Raw genomic sequence first — 21,090 nt, forward strand, 5'->3', positions numbered from 1 at the left:
GTCATTTACCTCATAGAAAAAGTGCGTTGTGCCGGGCATCAGCCTGCCGTCGACGTCTCAAGCGTCAGGTCCGCCAACGTATCCGGCGTGCAACGCAGATCGCCGATCATCAGCACGTTGTTTTCCGTGCGGCCGCTGCCCGGATCGAGTCGGAACTGGCACAGCAACTGGTTGCCGTAGCGCACTTCCAGGGTCGGTGAACCGGCGTTCATTTCCATGGAGAAGAAGCCGTCCACCTCACTCACCCCGCGACTGGCGTGGTTGATGATGTGGTGGCCCTTGAGCGGGTTGCCCTGAGGATCGATCAGGCGGCCGAGTACGGTGAGGGTTCGCATCACGCGAATCTGGCGATAGTCCACGCCGCCCTTGTTCAGGTGATAGCTGGAACGGGCCGGCTGGATGGTCGCGGCTGGAACGTGGTTGCCTTCGAAATCGAAACTGACGGAGCTGCTTTTGTAGGCCGTGATCGGCACGAAATTGCGCCCGGGTTTGAGTACCGCGCTGCCGCCACTCAAATCGTCGGCGCGCAACGTGATGTCGTCGATGTCCGATTCGACATCGATGATCATGCCCGCACCGTCGCGGTGGTATTGGCTGGTCATGATCATTTTTTGCCCGCCGACGGCGACGGTGCTATCGAGGTTCAGGCCGCCGGTGAGGTCGTTGTTGTAGGACGAGCGTTGGACGAACCCATCGCCGTTGACCCGGTCCGATTGCATCGTCGCCAGCGCATTCAAGCCGATGCCATAGGTGTCGGTGATAGCCGTCGCGGAAACGCTTTGCAGCAGGTGATCCTGCAAGCTTTTGCGGTAGGTGATCGAGGCATTGTTATCGCGCCCGCCGTCGCGATCGGTACGTGTGCCGAGGCTGCCGGACAGCTGCTCTCCCGGGCCACCCAGGGCGATGTTCACACTCAAATCAAGGCCACGATTTCGATCATCTCCCGAGCTGAAACTGCCCGGACGGTCGAACAGCGACAGGCGCCAGTTGGCGTCGCTGCCGAACAGTTGCGTGCGCTGGGTCCAGCCCAGATCAACGCCGACGCCTTCAGTGTTGCCTTCACTGTGGGACACCCGGGCATTGACCGAACTTTTGCTGGTGAGTCGGTGATTCACCGACAACGACGAGTTGCTGGTCTGGCCGATAAACACGTTGCGCTGCCGCACTCGCGTGCCGTCGGGCAGGGTGTCGTAGAGCCGGGTGGTGTCGAGCCAGCTGCGGTTATGGCTGGCGACGATGCTGCCACTGCCGTAGGAATAAAGGCCCTGCACGTCGAGGCCGGTGCCGTAGTCCTGGGTCTTGTAGACGTTGGCATAGACGCTGGCGTTGTTGACGATGGCCCAGTCGACCGACGTGCCGTATTGCAGGGCGTCTTTCACCTGTCGACCCGACAGGCCGAGGATCACCCGCGGATGCAGCAGAAAGTTGAATGCGGCGCCGGCGGTCATGTCGCCGTCCACCTGTTCATCCCAATTGCTGAGCACTTTCGATTCACGCCCGGCGAACAGGTTGTAGCGCCAGCGCTCGTCATGATTGCGCCAGTTGTTGGGTTTGTAGACCAGTTCCTGAGTGCTGGAGGTGATCTGACCGTCTTCGATCAGGCGCACTTCCACTTCATAGATGCCACCCGGCAGGGGCCGCGTATCGAGGGTCTGTAGACCGGCCGGCATCGACTGAGTGTTGATCAGCAAACCGTCGCGATAGATTTCCACCGAGCCCTGGCGATTGGCCGTGACGTAGATCGGGTAGACCGCCGGTTTCGGGTTGTTGATGGCCAGGCTGTCGGAGCTGCCGTACATGACGCCCACCGCGGTGTCGGGGCTGGCGCCAAAGGAGCGCGGCTGACGGGTCAGGCCTTCCGAGTTGGGTGTGAACAGGCCCAGACGTAGAAAGCTGCCTTCCAGTTCGCGCTGGGTAAAAAGCTCATGCACGGCGTGATAGGTCTGGTTGTCCACACCGCCCAGGCGGGACAACTGCAAATTGACCGCTTGAGTCCAGTTGCCCAGGCTGCTGCTGGCTTCCAGACCGTAACGACCACCGAGGTCCTGGTTCTGGCCGCCATTGAGGTTCAACTGGTTGCGCACGATCAACCCGGTACTGCCGCCTTCTGGCTGGTTGTAATACAGCTGAACCTGATCATCGCGCTCCGCGTTTTCCGTGAGGATCGATACCAGGGAATTTTCCAGGCTGTAGTGCACCGCCAACAGTTGCTCGGGGCAGTTGGCCTGGCAGGCTCCCAGCACCCCGCCCTGTTTCAGATAGTTGGCCCAGATGTCGCGTTCACCGGGCTTGATCGTGCTGTCGCTGACATCGGAGAAGTCAACGAGGGTGATGCGATCGTCGCGGGTCAACACGACCATCGCCTCACCGAGAAACTGTTGATCAAGTTCCACGCGCACCGCCAGCGGCACATCGAAGAAATGCTCTTCGAACTCGCTCGGCAAACCCTTTGCCTGCGCCAGCAGACTTCGTGGTGTAGTACCGTTATCCGCTGGCGCGGCCAGGACAGTTGCACAAAAACATAGGGCAAGTGCCGTCGCGATGGGAGTCATCGGGAACATGAACGAAATACTCTGAAGATGAATTCGTTGAAACCCGATCGACAGGGATGACCCCTATCGATCGGTGAGCGTTATCAAGTAGGCCAGAACTGACTTACAGAACGCGCTTTGGTTTAAATGCGCGGAATGGCATCAAACATGACGACCGGGTTGGCGGTGTATACACCCACCTGATTGTTGCCCGGTTTAGCTGCAGTAATGACCAGGTCTGCGCGCATGCCACCATTGGACTCTACGTCACCGACCACTTCCTGAGAATCGGCGGTCAATTCCTTGCCGTTGAAGGTGTAGGTCAGGGGAATGTTCAAGGTCGCATTGCCGTTGAACAGCGGCGTAGGACCGCCGACGACGTAAGCGCCTACCGAGCCATTGGTGTGTTGAATATCAAAGGTTCCACGGACCTCCGACAGGACGCCGGTACCGACGACGTACTGCATTTTCTCGTCTTTACCGAAGTCTTTGTCTACAGGCTGAGCGTGGAAAACCTTGCTCGGGATTTCAGCGGTAATGTTGATGGAGGTGCGCGATTCTTCCGCAGCGAACGCCATCGAAGCGCTCAGGGCCAGGAGGGTCATCGGAACGGCGATTGCAAACTTCTTGAACATTATTGAGTACCTGTCTTTTTCAAAGGATTGGGCCGAGGAAAGTATGAACAAGCCATCGCCATTCACTCCTGTGTTGGCGATTTCGCTTAACTTTCGACGCCGGAGAATGATCGTCCAATCCTTTGAGAAAGTAAGTACGCAACTTCCGAAGAACATGTAGTAACGATGGCTTTCGAAGTGCAGGAAAAAAAAGAGTAAAACAATAATTTTATTGTTTTACTCTCAGAGAAATACTACACACAGTTCTACCTGAAAAAGCACACAGACCAGAACTAATTAAACTTCCGTAAGACCCGGACTACTTATCTCATGACAATGTAATAAATATCTATCGGCGAGACCCTACAATTAGTTCAATTACTCTAAAAGAGCAACCAATGCTTCATCTCTCGTCGCTCATTGCGCCAGGCACCCAGCAGTGACCGAGGCAGACATGATTCTCGACCGTTGGTCCAGAACGCTTGCACAAGCCTAAAGATATATCTTAAGTTGTATCTAAACACGACGAGAGAAGACGCAAAAATGAGAGACCATCATTCCCATCGAGACCACAACGACAGCCGCGACGGTTTCGAAAAACGCCCCGGCCCCGGCCGTGAGCGCGGCGGACGCGGCCCCCGGGTGTTCGCCCCCGGCGACCTGAAACTGCTGCTGTTGGCGTTGATCGCCGAGCAGCCCTGCCACGGCTATGACCTGATCCGCCAGATCGAAAGCATGTTCGACGGCGCCTACAGCCCCAGCCCCGGTGTGATTTACCCGACCCTGACCTTTCTTGAAGAAAGCGAAATGATCCTGGGCGATGCCGAGGGCGGAAAAAAACGCTACAGCATCACCGACGCCGGACGGCTGTCGTTGACTGATCAGGCGATTGCGCTGGACGGCGTGCGGATGCGCATCGAGGTCAGCAAGCGCTCATTGCGCGGCCAGGATCGTCCGGCCGAGATCCACGAGGCTGTGCACAACTTGCGTCACGCCTTGCAAATGCACCACGGCCGCTGGAGCCCTGAAGAAATCCTGCGGGTGCGCGACCTGCTTAACAACACCGCCAAAGCCATCGTCGATGGCCCCGCCGTTCAACCCGTTCAGGAGAAAGCCGAATGACTGAAGTGATCGTGCAATCCATTCACCGTGTCACCCATGAGATCAAACGCCGTCGTCTGGAAGTGCTGCGCGTGGTCGACCTGACCCCACGGATGCGCCGGATTACCCTGGGCGGCCCGGAACTGGCCGGTTTCGTCAGCCTGGGCACGGACGACCACGTCAAACTGCTGTTCCCGCAAAACGCGGCGGAGCAAGCAGCACTGGAAACCCTGGTGCTCGGCGCCGGTAAAGACAATGGGCCGATGCCAGCGATGCGCGACTACACGCCCCGTCGTTACGACCTCGATGCCCTGGAACTGGACATCGATTTCGTCCTCCACGGCGACGGCCCTGCTTCGACGTGGGCCGAGCAGGCCCAACCCGGCCAGTTCCTGCACATCGGCGGGCCACGGGGCTCGATGATCGTGCCGGACATGTTCGACAGCTACCTGCTGATCGGCGACGAAACCGCCCTGCCCGCCATCGCCCGCCGGCTCGAAGGCCTGGCGGCCAATCGGCGTGCGCTGGTAATCGTGGAAGTGGAGAACGGCGCCGAGCAGCAACGCCTGGAAAGCGCCGCACAGGTCAATGTGATCTGGGTCTTGCGCGAGGGTGGCAAAGACAATTTGCTGACCACCGTGAAGCAACTGCAAGTGCCCAGCGGCGATCTGTATGCGTGGATCGCGACCGAGACCAAGGTGTCACGGCAGATTCGTCGAGTGCTGCTTGATGTGCATGGTTTGAATGAGCAGTTTGTCAAAGCCGTGGGTTACTGGCGGGCCGATGGCAGCGACGAGGAATAACTGCAACTCGATAGTGTGGCGAGGGAGCTTGCTCCCGTTCGGCTGCGAAGCAGTCGTAAAATCAGCCTGCGTGGTGACTCAGTTAAAACCCGGTTGCAGGTTTAAGCACTGCTGCGCAGCGCAACGGGAGCAAGCTCCCTCGCCACAAAAGCCCTTCACATCACCATCAGTGTTCACTGACCACGCCACCGATCCAACGCGATAATAATTAGAGCGATCACCACAAACCCAACCAACAATCCCCCCGCATTCAAAAACACCTGTGGATAACCCAGCGAGCCGACGTCAATGAACGGATAGGGATAAACCGCCAACTCATGCCCGCGCAGCAGCGAATAGGCGAAGTACACCAGCGGGTAAATCACCCACAAGCCGATATGCCGCAAGCGCAATGTGCCTTTGGGCACACAGAACCACCAATACGCCAGAAACAGCAGCGGCATGACGTCATGCATCAGCTCGTCAGCCAAAAACTGCCAGCCTTCTGGATGCCACAAGTGGCGCAACAACAGGCTGTAGGCCAAGCCTACGACAACGATGCTCACGGCAATCGCGCTGCTGACCCACGGTTGCAAAAACCAGCGTCGCGCCGCCGATTCGCGAGGGGTCCACTCACAGGTCAGCACCACCGCCACCAACGTATTGGTCAGCACGGTGAAGTAGCTGAAAAAGCTCATCAACCCACCCAGCAAACTGGCTTCCAGCGTCCAGCGTGAGTAGAGGATCAGGTACAGCTGAATGGCCAGTCCCGACCAACCCAGCACCGCAGCCACCGCAACAAAACGACGCCTCGCGGCAGAACCTGGCGTCGATAGGCTGATCATGTTCAGAGCGGGCGCTTGGTGCGCATCAGCTTCACGTACAAGTGTTCGACCTTCTCCCGGGCCCACGGGGTTTTGCGCAGGAAGGTCAGGCTCGACTTGATGCTCGGGTCGCTCTTGAAACAGCGGATATCGATGCGCTCGGCCAGCCCCGACCATTCGTAATGTTCAACCAGGGCGTTGAGGATTTGCTCCAGCGTCACGCCGTGCAGCGGGTTGTTGTTCTGTTCGGTCATGCCGGGCCTTCGAGCGATGTAAGGATGGGAAGCCGCGCACCTTAGCCGAGGGCTTCGTTGGGGGGAAGCGATCTGTGTGCTGTCAGGTAAATGTAGGTGAAACGCAAAAGATCGCAGCCTCGTTTCACTCGACAGCTCCTGCATTGGAGTTCACCTGTAGGCGCTGTCGAGTGAAACGAGGCTGCGATCTTTTCCCACCGACTGTTACCAAATCCGAAACGCTCCATGTCAGCAAAAGCGCTTTCTCTATTTGTAACAGGACATTATCCTTGCGCCCGTCAAGCTGAAACGCTTCATCCGCCCGCGACATAGTGCCGCTTTCATTTCACTCCCCCAGAAAAAGATCAAGAATTCCTTCTCTATGCCTGATTTCCCAGTTCCGCGAGACAGCGCTGTCTTCACCGCTATTGTCAGCCGAAAAGCCCTGAACCTCATCGCTGGGTTCAGCGCTTTTGGCCTTGCCACCTGCACCCAGGCCGCTCCCGCTTTCGATAGTGAATCGCCCTGGATGCTTGGCGACTGGAACGGCACGCGCACCGAGATTTCGGAAAAAGGCTACGACTTCAAAGTCGATTACACCGGAGAAATGGGCAGCAATCTGCACGGCGGCTACGACCACAATCGCACCGCGCGCTACAGCGACCAGTTTGCTTTCGGCACGCACTTGGACTTGCAGAAAATCCTCGGCTGGGACGACGCTGAATTTCAGCTGACCATTACCGAGCGCAGTGGCAACAACATCAGCAACGACCGGATCAATGATCCGCGCGTTGGCGGCTTCACGTCGGCGCAGGAGGTCTGGGGCCGTGGGCAAACCTGGCGCCTGACGCAGATGTGGTATCAGCAGAAATTCTTCAACCAGAAGCTCGACATCAAGGTCGGCCGCTTTGGCGAAGGCGAGGACTTCAACAGCTTCCCGTGCGACTTCCAGAACCTGGCGTTTTGCGGTTCGCAGGTCGGCAACTGGGTCGGCGGCATCTGGTACAACTGGCCGGTCAGCCAGTGGGCGATGCGCGTCAAATATCACCTGACGCCTGAGCTGTACGCGCAAATTGGCGCGTATGAGCAAAACCCGTCGAACCTCGATCGCGATAACGGCTTCAAGCTCAGCGGCAGCGGCACCCAAGGCGCTATTTTGCCGGTCGAGCTGGTGTGGTCGCCGAAGCTCAACGGCCTGCCGGGCGAATACCGCGCCGGTTATTACTACAGCAACGCCAAGGCCACGGATGCCTACAAGGACAACAATGGTCAGCCCGCCGCCCTGAGTGGTGAGGCTTACCGCAGCGCGTCGAGCAAGCACGGCGTGTGGCTGGGTGTGCAACAGCAAATCACCAGCCGCGCCAGCGACAACTCTCGCGGTTTGAGCGTGTTTGCCAACGGCACGATGCACGACAAGAAGACCAACGCCATCGACAACTACGTCCAGGCAGGCGTCGTCTATAAAGGCCTGTTCGATGCTCGCACCAAGGACGACATCGGCTTCGCGCTCGCCCGGGTTCACGTCAACCCGGCCTATCGCAAGAACGCCGAAGCGACCAATCAGGCCCGCGCCGTCTTCGACTACGACGACCCCTCGTTTCTGCCGCCCCAAGACACCGAATACAGCGCCGAACTCTATTACGGCGTGCACGTCACGAATTGGCTGACCGTGCGCCCGAACCTGCAATACATCCGTCACCCCGGTGGCGTGGACAAGGTCGATGACGCGCTGATAGGCGGGATAAAGATCCAGTCATCGTTCTAACCAACACCGAAAGACCCTGTAGGAGCCGGCTTGCTGGCGATGGCGGAGTGTCAGCCAACACATTTGTTGCCTGACACACCGCAATCGCCAGCAAGCCGGCTCCTACAAGGCCCCGATCAACCGAACCTTTTTTATCTGAACCATGCCCGCAAAGCATCGTCATCTACAGTGAACTTGCGCGGGACTACTTGAAACGTCACGGAGAACCACACTATGAGCACTGATGGTGCTTTGAGTCGAAGCCGTCTGTTGCCGACCCTGCTCGGCATTCTGCTTCTGCTAATGGGCCTGGCCATGCTGGCCGGCGGGATCAAGCTGAGCCTGCTCGGCGGCTCGCTGTATTACCTGCTGGCCGGTATCGGCCTGACGCTGACCGGCGTGCTGCTGATCCTGGCCCGCCGCGCGGCGCTGGGCCTTTACGCACTGGTGCTGTTCGCCAGTACCGTGTGGGCCCTGTGGGAAGTCGGCCTCGATTGGTGGCAACTGGTGCCGCGCCTGGCCATGCTGTTTGCGCTGGGCCTCGTCATGTTGCTGCCGTGGTTCCGCCGTCCGCTGCTGATCACCGGCCCAGCGCCGATGGGCACTGGCGCACTGAGCGTGGCGGTGGTACTCGCTGGCGTTACTGCACTGGCCAGCCAGTTCACCAACCCCGGTGAAATCAAAGGCGAACTGGACCGCGACAGCGTGCCGGGCATGACCAACACCGCCCCGGCCATGCCCGACGGTGACTGGAACTCCTACGGCCGCAGCGCCCACGGCGATCGTTACTCGCCACTGGCGCAGATCACCCCGCAGAACGTGAACAAACTGGTTCCCGCCTGGACCTACCGCACCGGCGACCTGCCAGGGCCGAACGACCCGGGTGAAACCACGGCCGAAAACACCCCGCTGAAAGTCAACGGCATGCTCTACGTGTGCACGCCGCACAGCCAGGTGATAGCCCTTGACCCGGACACCGGCAAGGAAATCTGGCGTTTCGATCCGAAGCTCTCCACGCAAAACGCGGCGAACTTCAAGGGTTGGGCGCACATGACCTGCCGTGGCGTGACGTATCACGATGACGCCGCTTACGCGTCCGAGCAGAGCCCGACGGGCACCGCCAGCCCTGCGCCGGTCAGCACGGTCTGCCCACGCCGGATCTTCCTGCCGACCGCCGACACACGCCTGATCGCCCTCGATGCCGACACCGGCAAGATGTGCGAAGACTTCGGCAACAAAGGCCAGGTTGACCTCTCCGCCAACATCGGCGGCTTCAATGCCGGCGGTTACTACTCCACCTCGCCTCCTGCCGTCACCAAAGACCTCGTGGTGATTGGCGGCCACGTCACCGACAACGTTTCCACCGACGAGCCAAGCGGCGTGATCCGCGCGTTCGACGTACACACCGGCAAACTGGTGTGGAACTGGGACAGCGGCAACCCGGACGACACCACGCCGATTGCCGAAGGCAAGGTCTACACCCGCAACTCGCCGAACATGTGGTCCATGTTCGCCGTCGATGAAAAACTCGGCATGCTCTACCTGCCGATGGGCAACCAGACCCCGGACCAGTTCGGTGGCGATCGCACCCCTGAATCGGAACTGCACGCCGCCGGCCTGACCGCCCTCGACATCGCAACCGGCCAGGTGCGCTGGCACATGCAGTTCACCCACCATGACCTGTGGGACATGGACGTCGGTGGCCAGCCAACCCTGATGGACCTGAAAACCGCTGACGGCGTGAAGCCAGCGGTGCTCGCGTCCACCAAGCAAGGCAGCATCTACGTGCTGGACCGCAGCACCGGCAAGCCGATCGTGCCGATCAACGAAGTGCCGGTTCCGCAAGGCGCTGTCGAAGGTGATCACACCTCGCCGACCCAACCGAAATCCGACCTCAACCTGATGCCGCCGCCGCTGCAAGAGCGCGACATGTGGGGCGTGACCCCGTTCGACCAACTGATCTGCCGGATCGACTTCAAATCCATGCGCTACGACGGTCCGTTCACTCCGCCATCGCTGCAGGGTTCGATCGTTTATCCAGGCAACTTCGGCGTGTTCGACTGGGGCGGCATCTCGGTTGACCCGGTGCGTCAGATCGCGTTCGTGAACCCGAGCTACATGGCGTTCAAATCGAAAATGATCCCGGCCGCCGAAATCGCTGCCCAAGGCCCGCGCAAAAGCGAAACCGAAGGCGTGCAGCCGAACAAAGGCGCGCCGTACGGCGTCGTCCTCGAAGCCCTGCTCTCGCCAATGGGCCTGCCGTGCCAGGCGCCCGCGTGGGGTTATGTGGCCGCGGTCGACCTGACTACCAGCAAAACCATCTGGAAACACAAAAACGGCACCGTGCGCGACAGCTCACCGGTTCCGATCCCGCTGAGCATGGGCGTGCCTAGCCTGGGCGGCACCTTCACCACCGCCGGTGGTGTTGGCTTCCTCAGCGGCACCCTCGACCAATACCTGCGTGCCTATGATGTGAAAAACGGCAAGCAACTGTGGGAAGGCCGCCTGCCGGCCGGCGCGCAAACCACGCCGATGACCTACACCGGCAAGGACGGCAAGCAATACGTGCTCGTTGTTGCCGGCGGTCATGGGTCGCTGGGCACCAAGCAAGGTGACTATGTGATTGCGTACAAACTGTCCGAGTAAGGTTTAGCGGCGGTTAAAGGAAAGGCGACTCCTGCGAGGGGGTCGCCTTTTTTTGTGGGTGCCGATTTGGTTGCCATACCACTAAACAAATGTGGGAGCGAGCCTGCTCGCGACGGCGGACTGTCAGCCACCCTGGATGTTGAAAGTTAAACAGCAATCGCGAGCAGGCTCGCTCCCACATTGGATCGCGTCGGACCTGAATTTTTTTGCCGACGTCCTACAGCTGTGGCTGTTCCGGAGGAGAATTCCGACAGGTTCTAGCGGTTGTCGTGTCGGAAGCCCGGGCGATAGGCTTTCGGGGTCGCTGCAAATTCAGCGGCCGGGTTTGGTCGCCCAGGTTTAGAATGGCGCACTTTTCGTGCTTGCTTCATGGCGAGCTGTGCGTGGGAGGGCTTCGGCCCTGCCGGGTTCCATTCCCTGGTCGACCAACCTGCGTACGGTTCGCCACCCAACTGCTTGGTCGCAGTCGTGGCGAACTCCCTGTCCCCGAATGGAGCTTCACCATGTTCAAAGAAACACCAAATCCCCCGCAAACCGACGACGTTTCCCCCTACGAATCCCTCGATTCCAAAAAACTCAACGACGCTGCCGAGCGCGCGTTGGATCACTACCTCAACCCCGCCGCCCTCAAATCCCCTGCCACCCGCAAACCCAGCACGATGTTTTTGATTGCCCCGGATATCAAAGACGAAGACCTGTTGGCCCACACCTGCGAGTCATTGGCCCAGGCCAGTGTGATGGCGAGCGATTTCGCGGACTATCTGGAAGGCCCGCACCGGCACAAGGCGATGGCCATTCAACAGATCGTCATGCTGGCCGAACTGGCGGTGAACCGGATGCTGGATAACGTCGCCCTACCAAAACCTTCGCCACACAGCTAATCCCCCTGTAGGAACCATTCCCCTGTGGGAGTGAGCCTGCTCGCGATGGCGGAGTGTCAGACGACTTCAATGCCGGATGCCAGACCCAATCGCGAGCAGGCTCACTCCCACAATAGAATTAGGTACATCAGCAAGATATTGGTCGGCTGTCAGGCCGCCTTCGCTGTGTAGAAACGGATACATCCTTTACAATCGAGACCGGGGACATCCTTTACGTTTTTGTGAGTTTGAAAGGCGGTTTTCACCGCTTTTCAAACGACCTAAAAGGTAATCGCACAAATACACTTCCCAGACTTCATCTTCCACCTCCTTCAGCCCCAGTGCCTCACCCACCAGCGATTCGCTGACAAATACCATTCTGCCTTTCCACTTCATTGAGCCGTTTTGCCGGACTTTCCTGACCAGCAACTGTGAAGGGTAATTCACCTCCGGCACATGTCCGTCGTAGAGGCGGCTGGATGGCACGTAAACATCCGCTGGAACCTTCATTGCCAGTGCCTTGTGAGGGCGCTCGTAGTTGTATTCGTGGCGAAACCGTTCAAACGCCAACTGCTGCTGTACCAAGTTATGTTCAGGTGTCTTAAGCAGCGCAGCCTTGAGGGTTCGGTGCATTCGTTCATGGCGGCCATTCTGGTCAGGACGTCCGGGCTGGATACGCTCAGGATAGATGCCCAAGCGTATGAACCAGGCCGCCAAACTGGAGATGCGCGACACGCCGGTCGAGGCAAAGGGTGAGCCGTTATCCGTGCGAATGACATTGGGCAACCCATACTCTCGAAAGGCCCAGTCAAATCCTTCACGCGCCCCAGCCACACTGCTTTGCGCCCGACAAAGCAACAGGAATCGGCTGACATGATCGGAGATCGTCAAGGGAAAGCAGCGCTGACCTGATTGCAGGGCGAAGTCGCCTTTGAAATCCGCCGCCCATGTTTGATTGTGCTCCGTGGCTTCGCGTAACGGAATAGGGCCCGTCGGTGGGCGATTAAGGAATCGTCGCTTTTGCACCAGACCTGCACGCTTGAGCCATTCGCCAGCGGTGCTCAGCGCCGGCCAAGACAGCTCTGCGTGCGCTTTTTTTAGATTGTGAACCAACTTCTCAGGCCCCCAACTCGGATGCTCGCGCTTATAAGCGATCAACAACTCAAGGACATGCTCACTGATTTGATGGGGGCTGTGGTGCGGACGTCTGGACAGCTCTTTGAGCCCGTCGATGCCACATTCAGCATAGCGAGCCAACCACTTGTCCAAAGTGGGCCGGCTGACACCGTAATGCCGTGCCAGCTCACATTTGGAGTAGGCGCCGGACATCCAGTCGCCTACGAGTTTCACTCTCTGATCCATTGGGGACTCTCGATTCCAGGGCATGGTCAGGCACCTCCTGACCGTATTTCATACCTGTAAACGATGTCTCCGGTTTAAAACGTAAAGGATGTCTCCGGTTTCTACCCTGGCAGGCCAGCTCCCACAAGGGTTCGGGGTACACCTGCAAGTCATTGGTCGGCTGTCAGGTCGCCAAGATCAAAAGAAGCACCTGTCAAAACTCTGAACACACACCCAGAAATATCCCGCCCCATTGAAACCACCCCCCACCTGCCCCATCTAAGACCCATACCCCATTGCGCAGGTGCCCCATGAGCGACCAGCAAGAATTCCCCGAAGACCCGAGCGAATACGCCGACCCAGAGAACGCCGAACACCACTCCACCGGCAAAGGCCTTGCTCTGCCCGGCCAGAACCTGCCGGACAAGGTCTACATCATCCCGATCCACAACCGCCCGTTCTTCCCGGCCCAAGTGCTGCCGGTCATCGTCAATGAAGAACCGTGGGCCGAAACCCTCGACCTTGTCAGCAAATCCGATCACCACTCCCTGGCCCTGTTCTACATGGACACGCCCCAGGAAGATCCGCGCCATTTCGACACCTCCGTCCTGCCGCTGTACGGCACGCTGGTCAAGGTGCACCACGCCAGTCGCGAAAACGGCAAACTGCAATTCGTCGCCCAGGGCCTGACCCGCGTACGAATCAAAACCTGGCTCAAACACCACCGTCCGCCCTACCTCGTGGAAGTTGAATACCCGCACCAGCCCACCGAGCCGACCGACGAGGTCAAGGCCTACGGCATGGCGCTGATCAACGCGATCAAGGAACTGCTGCCGCTCAACCCGCTGTACAGCGAAGAGCTGAAAAACTACCTCAACCGCTTCAGCCCCAACGATCCGTCGCCGCTGACCGACTTCGCCGCCGCCCTGACCTCGGCCACCGGCAACGAACTGCAAGAAGTGCTCGACTGCGTGCCCATGCTCAAGCGCATGGAAAAAGTCCTGCCGATGCTGCGCAAGGAAGTCGAAGTCGCGCGTCTGCAAAAAGAAATTTCCGCCGAAGTTAACCGCAAGATCGGCGAGCATCAGCGCGAATTCTTCCTCAAGGAACAACTCAAGGTCATCCAGCAAGAGCTGGGTCTGACCAAGGACGACCGCAGCGCCGACATCGAACAGTTCGAGCAACGACTCACGGGCAAAGTGCTGCCGCCCCAGGCGCAAAAACGCATCGAAGAGGAAATGAACAAACTGTCGATCCTCGAGACCGGCTCGCCGGAATACGCGGTCACCCGCAACTACCTCGACTGGGCGACCTCGGTGCCGTGGGGCGTGTTCGGCAAGGACAAACTCGACCTCAAACACGCGCGCAAGGTGCTCGACAAACACCACGCCGGCCTCGACGACATCAAGGACCGTATCCTCGAATTCCTTGCGGTCGGGGCCTATAAAGGCGAAATCAGCGGCTCCATCGTCTTGCTGGTTGGCCCGCCGGGCGTGGGTAAAACCAGCGTCGGCAAATCCATTGCCGAATCCCTGGGCCGACCGTTCTACCGCTTCAGCCTCGGCGGCATGCGCGATGAAGCCGAGATCAAGGGCCACCGCCGCACCTACATCGGCGCACAACCGGGCAAACTCGTGCAGGCGTTGAAAGACGTCGAAGTGATGAACCCGGTGATCATGCTCGACGAGATCGACAAGATGGGTCAAAGCTACCAGGGCGACCCGGCCTCGGCGCTGCTGGAAACCCTCGACCCGGAACAGAACGTCGAATTCCTCGACCACTACCTGGACCTGCGTCTGGATCTGTCGAAAGTGCTGTTTGTCTGCACCGCCAACACCCTGGACTCGATCCCCGGACCCTTGCTGGACCGGATGGAAGTGATTCGCCTGTCGGGTTACATCACCGAAGAAAAAATCGCCATCGCCAAGCGTCACCTGTGGCCCAAGCAACTGGAAAAGGCCGGCGTGTCCAAGGGCAGCTTGAGCATCAGCGACAGCGCTTTGAAAGCCTTGATCGACGGTTATGCTCGTGAAGCCGGAGTGCGCCACCTGGAAAAAGAACTGGGCAAACTGGTGCGCAAAGCCGTCGTGAAGTTGATCGACGAGCCGAAAGCGGTGATCAAAATCGGCCCGAAAGACCTCGAAGCCTCGCTCGGCCATCCGATATTCCGCAACGAGCAAGTGCTGTCCGGCACCGGCGTCATCACCGGCCTGGCCTGGACCAGCATGGGCGGCGCGACCTTGCCGATCGAAGCCACGCGCATCCACACGCTTAACCGTGGCTTCAAACTCACCGGGCAACTGGGCGATGTGATGAAAGAGTCGGCGGAAATCGCCTACAGCTACGTCAGCTCCAACCTGAAGTCGTTTGGCGGTGATCCGAAATTCTTCGACGAAGCCTTCGTCCACCTGCACGTCCCGGAAGGCGCCACCCCGAAAGACGGTCCAAGCGCCGGCGTGACCATGGCCAGCGCCCTGCTCTCGCTCGCCCGCAACCAGGCGCCGAAAAAAGGCGTGGCCATGACGGGCGAACTGACACTGACCGGGCATGTACTGCCGATTGGTGGAGTACGTGAGAAGGTGATCGCGGCGCGGCGGCAGAAGATCTTTGAGTTGATCCTCCCGGAGCCTAACCGTGGAAGCTTTGATGAACTGCCGGACTATCTGAAGGAAGGGATTACCGTGCACTTTGCCAAGCGGTTTGCGGATGTGGCAAAGATTCTGTTCTGACAGTCATATAGCGCCTGCTCTGACGCAATCGCGGGCAAGTCGAATCGTCGCACCGCCGCTCCCACAGGGTTTGTACATAACCTGTGGGAGCGGCGGTGCGACGATTCGACTTGCCCGCGATTGCGTCGGCACTCACAACGCTGACTTCCGCTGCTGTCACACTTTGTCTCATCTTCAGTTATGCTCGCCGTTCGTCGTGAATGCCGGAGCCACTGACCTCATGTCCCCCACCCGCCTGTTTGTCCCCCTCGCCCTCTCCTTGCTGGCCGCCTGCGCCACGCAACCGAAACAGAACGTGACCGTGGAAAAACAAAGCGAATGCCCGGTGAAACTGCACAGCGGGCAAAACCTGATCCTGACCCTGCCAAGCAACCCGACTACGGGTTACCGCTGGGCAATCCAGGATTCGGCCGGTGGCGTGCTGCATGCGCTTAGCCCCGAGGTCTACAGTAATCCGGAAGACGCCGGGATCGTCGGCAGCGCCGGCCTCTCCACGTGGCGCTTTCAGGCGTTTGCGGCCGGGACTGGGCGCCTGCGCCTGACATCCCAACAGCCTTGGGCACCGGAAGTGCTGCCAGCGGAAACGTTCGACTGCGCGATCTCGGTTAACTGACATGGGCTGGTTGATCCTGGCGCTGATGGGCGCGGTGACGTTCCTCTACGGTCTTAGTGTGCATGCCGCGCTGCTCTGCCTGCTGGTCAAGCCGTTGCCGGTGTTGGCCTTGCTCGGCTGGTTGCACGATGCACCGCCCAGCGAATATCGGCGCTGGATCAGCCTGGGACTGATTTTCTCCCTGCTCGGCGATGTGTTGCTGGCGTGGCCGGGGGATTTGTTTGTGTTTGGCCTTGGGGCGTTTCTGGTCGCCCACCTGGCGTATCTGAAAGCCTACTTGAGCGATTGCCGGCGGTTGGCATTGTTGCCGCTGGTCATCGCTTTAGGCGTCGGCGCGATATTGTTGGGGATCTTGATTTCCAATGGACTGGGTCCGTTGCTCATCCCCGTGATCGTCTACGGTCTGGCCATCAGCGCCATGCTGTGGCGGGCGCTGGCTCGACTCGGCACTGACGTGCCCAAACGCTCGGCGCTCTTGGCGGCGGCTGGCGCCGTGGCGTTTGTGTTTTCGGACAGCGTGATTGGCATCAACCGTTTTGTCTTGCCGTTTAACGCCGCGCCTTACGTGATCATCCTCAGTTACTGGCTGGGGCAATGGGGGATTGCGGCTTCGGCGTTCGCTCAAAAACCGCGCTGAATCCTTCGCGAGCAAGCCCGCTCCCACATTTGATCCGTGCTGAACACATTTCTTGTGTCCGACTCAGAACCACTGTGGGAGCGGGCTTGCTCGCGAAAGCGGTATGACTGAACACGCAGACCTCGGATCCTGCCGGCGGTTTATCAGACAACCCGCGCATCCCCCCGTCAATTTGGCTAAAATGCCGGCCTTTTCCACCTACGCCGCTGGAACCGCCGTGAGCAAAGACCCCGATCGCCTTTTCGCCCAGCCTTTGGCCCAGGTGCCTGACTTCGCCTTTAACGAGGACGTGGTGCGGGTGTTCCCGGACATGATCAAGCGCTCGGTGCCGGGTTATCCGACCATCGTTGAGAACCTCGGCGTGCTCGCCGCGCAATTCGCCCAGCCCAACAGCGTGCTCTACGACCTCGGCTCGTCCCTGGGCGCCGTGACCCAGGCGTTGCGCCGTCACGTGCGCACCGATGGCTGCCGTGTCATCGCTGTGGATAACTCTGCGGCAATGGTCGAGCGCTGTCGCGAATACCTTAACGGTCAAGACTCGATGTTCCAGGAGTTGCTGCCCGTGGAAGTGATCGAGGGCGACATCCTCGCCCTCGACTTCCAGCCCGCCTCGGTGGTGGCGCTGAACTTCACCCTGCAATTCATCGCCCCCGACCAGCGCACCGCGTTGCTCTCACGCATCCGCCAATCGCTGCTGCCCGGCGGCGCATTGATCCTGTCGGAGAAGCTGCGCTTCAACGACCTCGAAGAACACGCACTGCTCACTGATTTGCATGTCGCGTTCAAACGCGCCAACGGCTACAGCGAACTGGAAATCGCCCAGAAGCGCAGCGCCATCGAAAACGTCATGAAGCCCGACAGCCTCGAAGAACACCGCGAACGCCTGTTGGCCGCCGGGTTCTCGAAAGTCGTGCCGTGGTTCCAGTGTCTTAACTTTGCCTCGTTGATTGCCTTGCCATGATTGATCTGTCCCCCCTCGCCCGCCGCCTGGCTGGCACACCGCTGGCCGACTGGGCCAACACCCTGCAAGCGCAACTCGACAAGAAAATGGAAAAGGGTCACGGCGACCTTGAGCGCTGGCAAAGTGCGCTTGATGCTCTGCCGAAGATTCAACCGACCGAAGTCGACCTGCTCAACGGTCTGACGCTGGACACCGATTGCGACGATGAGACTCGTGCGCAGATGCGTACCGCGCTGATGGGTTTGTCGCCGTGGCGCAAAGGGCCGTTCGACCTGTTTGGTGTGCACGTCGACACGGAATGGCGTTCGGACTGGAAGTGGTCGCGGGTGGCTCCGCACCTGGACCTGAAGGGCAAACGCATCCTCGATGTCGGTTGCGGCAATGGTTACTACATGTGGCGCATGCTCGGTGCCGGCGCAGACAGCGTGATCGGTGTCGACCCTAACTGGCTGTTCTTCTGCCAGTTCCAGGCGGTGCAGCGTTATCTGTCCGAGCCCAACGCCTGGCACCTGCCGTTCCCTTTCGAAGACCTGCCGCCGAACATGGAAGGCTTCGACACCGTGTTTTCCATGGGCGTGTTCTACCACCGTCGTTCGCCGATCGAGCATTTGCTGGCACTGAAGGATTGCCTGGTCAAGGGCGGTGAGCTGGTGCTGGAGACGCTGGTGATCGAAGGCGATCAGCAGCAGGTGCTGGTGCCGGAAGACCGTTATGCGCAGATGCGTAACGTGTGGTTCCTGCCGTCAGTGCCGGCGCTGGAATTGTGGCTGCGACGTGCCGGGTTTACGGATGTCCGTTGCGTCGACGTGAGCGTGACCACGGTCGAGGAACAGCGTGGGACGGAGTGGATGAAGTATCAGTCGTTGAGTGATTTTCTGGATCCCGAGGATCACAGCAAGACGGTTGAAGGGTTGCCGGCGCCGATGCGGGCTGTGATTGTTGCCCGTAAATAGTCCCCAGTTTCCCTGCCAATAAAGATCAAATGTGGGAGCGGGCTTGCTCGCGAAGAGGGAGTGTCAATCGACATCAATATCGGTTGATCCACCGCTTTCGCGAGCAAGCCCGCTCCCACATTAGGCCGGTGTTTAGTCTGCTGGTTTGGCTCTTCGGGCCTTGAAGAATTTGCTCAGCACCGCCCCACATTCTTCCGCCAACACCCCGCCCTCATAGAGCACCCGGTGATTCAAGAAGCCCTGGGTAAAAAATTGCCCCTGACTCTGCACAATCCCCGCTTTCGGCTCCAGAGCGCCATACACCACCCGCGCAATCCGCGAATGCACGATCAGCCCGGCGCACATGCTGCACGGTTCAAGGGTTACGTACAGCGTGCTGCCCGGCAGGCGATAGTTGCTGGCCGCCAACGCTGCGGCACGGATCGCGACCATCTCGGCGTGGGCGCTCGGGTCGTTTCCGCTGATCGGGCAGTTGAAGCCGCGACCAATAATTTCGCCGTCCTGCACCAGCACTGCGCCCACGGGCACTTCACCGAGCGCCGCGCCTTGTGCGGCCAGGGCCAGGGCTTCGCGCATGAAGTCGCGGTCGCGGCTGCGGTCGATGATCGCGGCGGGACGAATCTGACGCATCAGGCCACCTCGATGGCGGCCATCAGGCCGGTTTCCATGTGGTCAATCACATGGCAATGGAACATCCACACCCCGGGGTTATCCGCCACCAACGCGACTCGCGCGCGCTCGTTCTTGCCCAGCAGGTAGGTGTCGGTGAAGTACGGTATGACCTTGTGCCTGTTCGAGGCGATCACCTTGAAGCTCATGCCGTGCAAGTGAATCGGGTGCTGATACTGAGTCATGTTCTTCAATTCGAAAATGTAACTCTTGCCCTTCTCAAGCTTGGCAATCGGGCGGTCGGCGCAGGTCTTGTCAGTGATGTCCCAGGCCTTGCCGTTGATCTGCCACAGGCTTGGCGGTTTGCCGTTGTCGACGTTGACCGACACCGAGCCCACCCATTCGAAATTGAAGTTGAGTTTCTCGGCATTGGCCAGGTCTGGTTCTGCCACCGGGTTGGCGGGCAACGCGGGCGGCCATTCGGTGGGGGCCTCTGTGTTTGCCACCGAGCGGAACGTGCCCAGGCGAACCGGGCCGTTGCGCAGGGACAATTCTTCACCGGCGGGCGGTGCCTTGATCGCCAGGCAGATGCGCATGCCCGGGCCGAGCCAGTATTCCTTACCCATTGGCCGCGGTTCCACGGGATTGCCGTCCAGCGCGTAGATCTGCGCTTCGACGCCGGGAATGTTGAGGCGATACGTCAGCGTGTTGTCGAGGTTGAGCAAACGCACGCGGGTGATTTGCCCGGCAGGCAAGTCGATCACCGCTTGCGAGACACCGTTGATGGTCGACAGGCGTCCTGCGGTGCCACCACGGGCGGCTTCGCGAGGAATGCTGAAGGCCACGAAAGCCCCCTCTTCATCGACGTGCCAGCTCTTGAGGCTCAGGGTTTTCTCGTACTTGAAACCGGTGGGCTCACGCTCTTCGATGATCAGCGGGCCAACCAGGCCACGGCCGAGTTCTTCGCTGCTGTTCACGTGCGGGTGATACCAGTAGCTGCCGGCATCCGGCACCCGGAATTTGTAGTCGAAGTATTCGCCCGGCAATACCGGAAGCTGCGATACGTAGGGCACACCGTCCATCTCCAGTGGCAGGCGAATGCCGTGCCAGTGAATGGTGGTCGCCACCGGCAGATGGTTGATGAAGCGCACCCGCAGCCATTCGCCCTGACGAACCCGTAGTTCGGTGCCCGGCGCCGACGGGCCGAACGCCCAGGCCGGGGTCTTGTGCCCAGCGACCAGTTCGACGTCCAGCGGAGCCGCGATCAGCTCGTAGTCATGGCCGGCGTCCGCATCGGCCATCTTGCCCAGCCAGTACCGCGATGCGCCGCCCGCTCCGACACCAACGACAACAAGACCGGCCAGGCCACCGAGGATTTGGCGACGGGTAAAGGACATGAACTCAACTACCTCACGTATCAGCGACAGACCCGTGGGCCTGTAAAAGGCGAATACGATACACCTGCGGTTGAGAAACGGTAAGGCCGGCGCGGCGGATGGCCGCAGGAGAGGTGATCGTTCCCACGCTCCGCGTGGGAATGCCGCCCGGGACGCTCTGCGTCCCTTCGCTGGCGTGACGCAGAGCGTCACAGGATGCATTCCCACGCAGAGCGTGGGAACGATCAGTGCTGGAGGCCGGTGATCAAATGCACCACGCCTTCGTCCAGCATCATGACGCCCGGCACACCGGCTACATTCAATGCCTGCCGATCCATCCGCGCCACGTCCCGCAACTCCACTCGAACCCGGGTCAGCGCCACAGGCTGCTGCGACTTGAGGTTTTCCACGCCGCCCAGCGCGGCTACGACATCCGGCGTCAGCCCGCAAACAGGTTGAGCAACCACCTTCGGCTCATCCATCACCAGATCAGGCGTCAACGCTTTCCAGAACGCTCGCTGCATTTTCTCGAACAT

The 21,090-nt window shown here is 59.7% G+C and carries 18 protein-coding genes; 10 read left to right on the forward strand and 8 right to left on the reverse strand.

Annotation, left to right across the window (positions count from 1 at the left end):
• Positions 1-38: 38 nt before the first annotated feature.
• Positions 39-2,561, reverse strand: coding sequence for a TcfC E-set like domain-containing protein (locus ACA072_RS23330; RefSeq protein ID WP_497620875.1), 2,523 nt, complete (start codon positions 2,559-2,561; stop codon positions 39-41).
• A gap of 113 nt (positions 2,562-2,674) precedes the next feature.
• On the reverse strand, positions 2,675-3,166 hold the full coding sequence (locus ACA072_RS23335) for a CS1 type fimbrial major subunit (protein ID WP_497620878.1): 492 nt from the start codon (positions 3,164-3,166) through the stop codon (positions 2,675-2,677).
• Between the two features lie 522 nt (positions 3,167-3,688).
• On the opposite strand from ACA072_RS23335, the gene ACA072_RS23340 reads away from it, so the two are divergent.
• The gene (locus ACA072_RS23340) at positions 3,689-4,267 is read left to right on the forward strand and encodes a PadR family transcriptional regulator (RefSeq protein WP_497620879.1); all 579 of its coding nucleotides are present in this window, start codon (positions 3,689-3,691) and stop codon (positions 4,265-4,267) included.
• A complete protein-coding gene (locus ACA072_RS23345; protein WP_497620881.1) occupies positions 4,264-5,049 on the forward strand; it encodes a siderophore-interacting protein in 786 nt (261 codons plus the stop codon). Before ACA072_RS23340 ends, ACA072_RS23345 begins: the two co-directional genes overlap by 4 nt.
• Positions 5,050-5,222: 173 nt before the next feature.
• On the opposite strand, the gene ACA072_RS23350 is transcribed toward ACA072_RS23345, so the two are convergent.
• Together ACA072_RS23350 and ACA072_RS23355 are read right to left on the reverse strand one after the other, a co-directional pair.
• Positions 5,223-5,873, reverse strand: coding sequence for a Pr6Pr family membrane protein (locus ACA072_RS23350; protein ID WP_497620883.1), 651 nt, complete (start codon positions 5,871-5,873; stop codon positions 5,223-5,225).
• A 2-nt stretch (positions 5,874-5,875) separates the two neighbouring features.
• Positions 5,876-6,106, reverse strand: coding sequence for a VF530 family protein (locus ACA072_RS23355; protein WP_131060937.1), 231 nt, complete (start codon positions 6,104-6,106; stop codon positions 5,876-5,878).
• Between the two features lie 361 nt (positions 6,107-6,467).
• On the opposite strand from ACA072_RS23355, the gene ACA072_RS23360 reads away from it, so the two are divergent.
• From ACA072_RS23360 to ACA072_RS23370, 3 genes are all read left to right on the forward strand, one after another.
• A complete protein-coding gene (locus ACA072_RS23360; protein WP_497620884.1) occupies positions 6,468-7,850 on the forward strand; it encodes a carbohydrate porin in 1,383 nt (460 codons plus the stop codon).
• Positions 7,851-8,063: 213 nt separating this feature from the next.
• Positions 8,064-10,475 carry a glucose/quinate/shikimate family membrane-bound PQQ-dependent dehydrogenase gene (locus ACA072_RS23365; protein ID WP_497620885.1) on the forward strand — a complete coding sequence of 804 codons (2,412 nt, stop codon included), beginning with the start codon at positions 8,064-8,066 and terminating at the stop codon, positions 10,473-10,475.
• A gap of 503 nt (positions 10,476-10,978) precedes the next feature.
• Positions 10,979-11,356: a DUF6124 family protein gene (locus ACA072_RS23370; protein ID WP_497620886.1), complete on the forward strand. Its 378-nt coding sequence runs from the start codon at positions 10,979-10,981 to the stop codon at positions 11,354-11,356.
• A 186-nt stretch (positions 11,357-11,542) separates the two neighbouring features.
• Here ACA072_RS23370 and ACA072_RS23375 read toward each other — a convergent pair whose 3' ends face one another.
• Positions 11,543-12,721, reverse strand: coding sequence for an integrase core domain-containing protein (locus ACA072_RS23375; RefSeq protein WP_497620887.1), 1,179 nt, complete (start codon positions 12,719-12,721; stop codon positions 11,543-11,545).
• A 266-nt stretch (positions 12,722-12,987) separates the two neighbouring features.
• Here ACA072_RS23375 and lon point away from each other — a divergent pair, with 266 nt between their 5' ends.
• The 5 genes from lon (at position 12,988) to cmoB (ending at position 18,569) form a co-directional block, all read left to right on the forward strand.
• A complete protein-coding gene (gene lon, locus ACA072_RS23380) occupies positions 12,988-15,405 on the forward strand; it encodes an endopeptidase La (RefSeq protein WP_497620888.1) in 2,418 nt (805 codons plus the stop codon).
• Positions 15,406-15,625: 220 nt separating this feature from the next.
• Positions 15,626-16,018: a protease inhibitor I42 family protein gene (locus ACA072_RS23385; RefSeq protein WP_497620890.1), complete on the forward strand. Its 393-nt coding sequence runs from the start codon at positions 15,626-15,628 to the stop codon at positions 16,016-16,018.
• Position 16,019: 1 nt separating this feature from the next.
• Positions 16,020-16,655 (forward strand): lysoplasmalogenase, encoded by a 636-nt coding sequence (locus ACA072_RS23390; RefSeq protein WP_497620891.1) that lies wholly within the window; start codon positions 16,020-16,022, stop codon positions 16,653-16,655.
• A gap of 181 nt (positions 16,656-16,836) precedes the next feature.
• Positions 16,837-17,616, forward strand: coding sequence for a carboxy-S-adenosyl-L-methionine synthase CmoA (cmoA, locus tag ACA072_RS23395; protein WP_178082324.1), 780 nt, complete (start codon positions 16,837-16,839; stop codon positions 17,614-17,616).
• On the forward strand, positions 17,613-18,569 hold the full coding sequence (gene cmoB, locus ACA072_RS23400; protein ID WP_497620893.1) for a tRNA 5-methoxyuridine(34)/uridine 5-oxyacetic acid(34) synthase CmoB: 957 nt from the start codon (positions 17,613-17,615) through the stop codon (positions 18,567-18,569). Before cmoA ends, cmoB begins: the two co-directional genes overlap by 4 nt.
• Before the next feature lie 132 nt (positions 18,570-18,701).
• Here cmoB and tadA read toward each other — a convergent pair whose 3' ends face one another.
• The 3 genes from tadA to ACA072_RS23415 form a co-directional block, all read right to left on the reverse strand.
• Entirely contained in the window at positions 18,702-19,199 is a 498-nt protein-coding gene (gene tadA / locus ACA072_RS23405) for a tRNA adenosine(34) deaminase TadA (RefSeq protein ID WP_497620895.1), read from the reverse strand.
• Positions 19,199-20,575, reverse strand: a complete 1,377-nt coding sequence (locus ACA072_RS23410; RefSeq protein WP_497620897.1) for a multicopper oxidase family protein — start codon at positions 20,573-20,575, stop codon at positions 19,199-19,201. The genes tadA and ACA072_RS23410 overlap by 1 nt, the downstream gene beginning before the upstream one ends.
• Positions 20,576-20,799: 224 nt before the next feature.
• Positions 20,800-21,090 carry a PTS sugar transporter subunit IIB gene (locus ACA072_RS23415; RefSeq protein ID WP_497620899.1) on the reverse strand — a complete coding sequence of 97 codons (291 nt, stop codon included), beginning with the start codon at positions 21,088-21,090 and terminating at the stop codon, positions 20,800-20,802.

The organism is Pseudomonas sp. LBUM1656 (assembly GCF_059716065.1).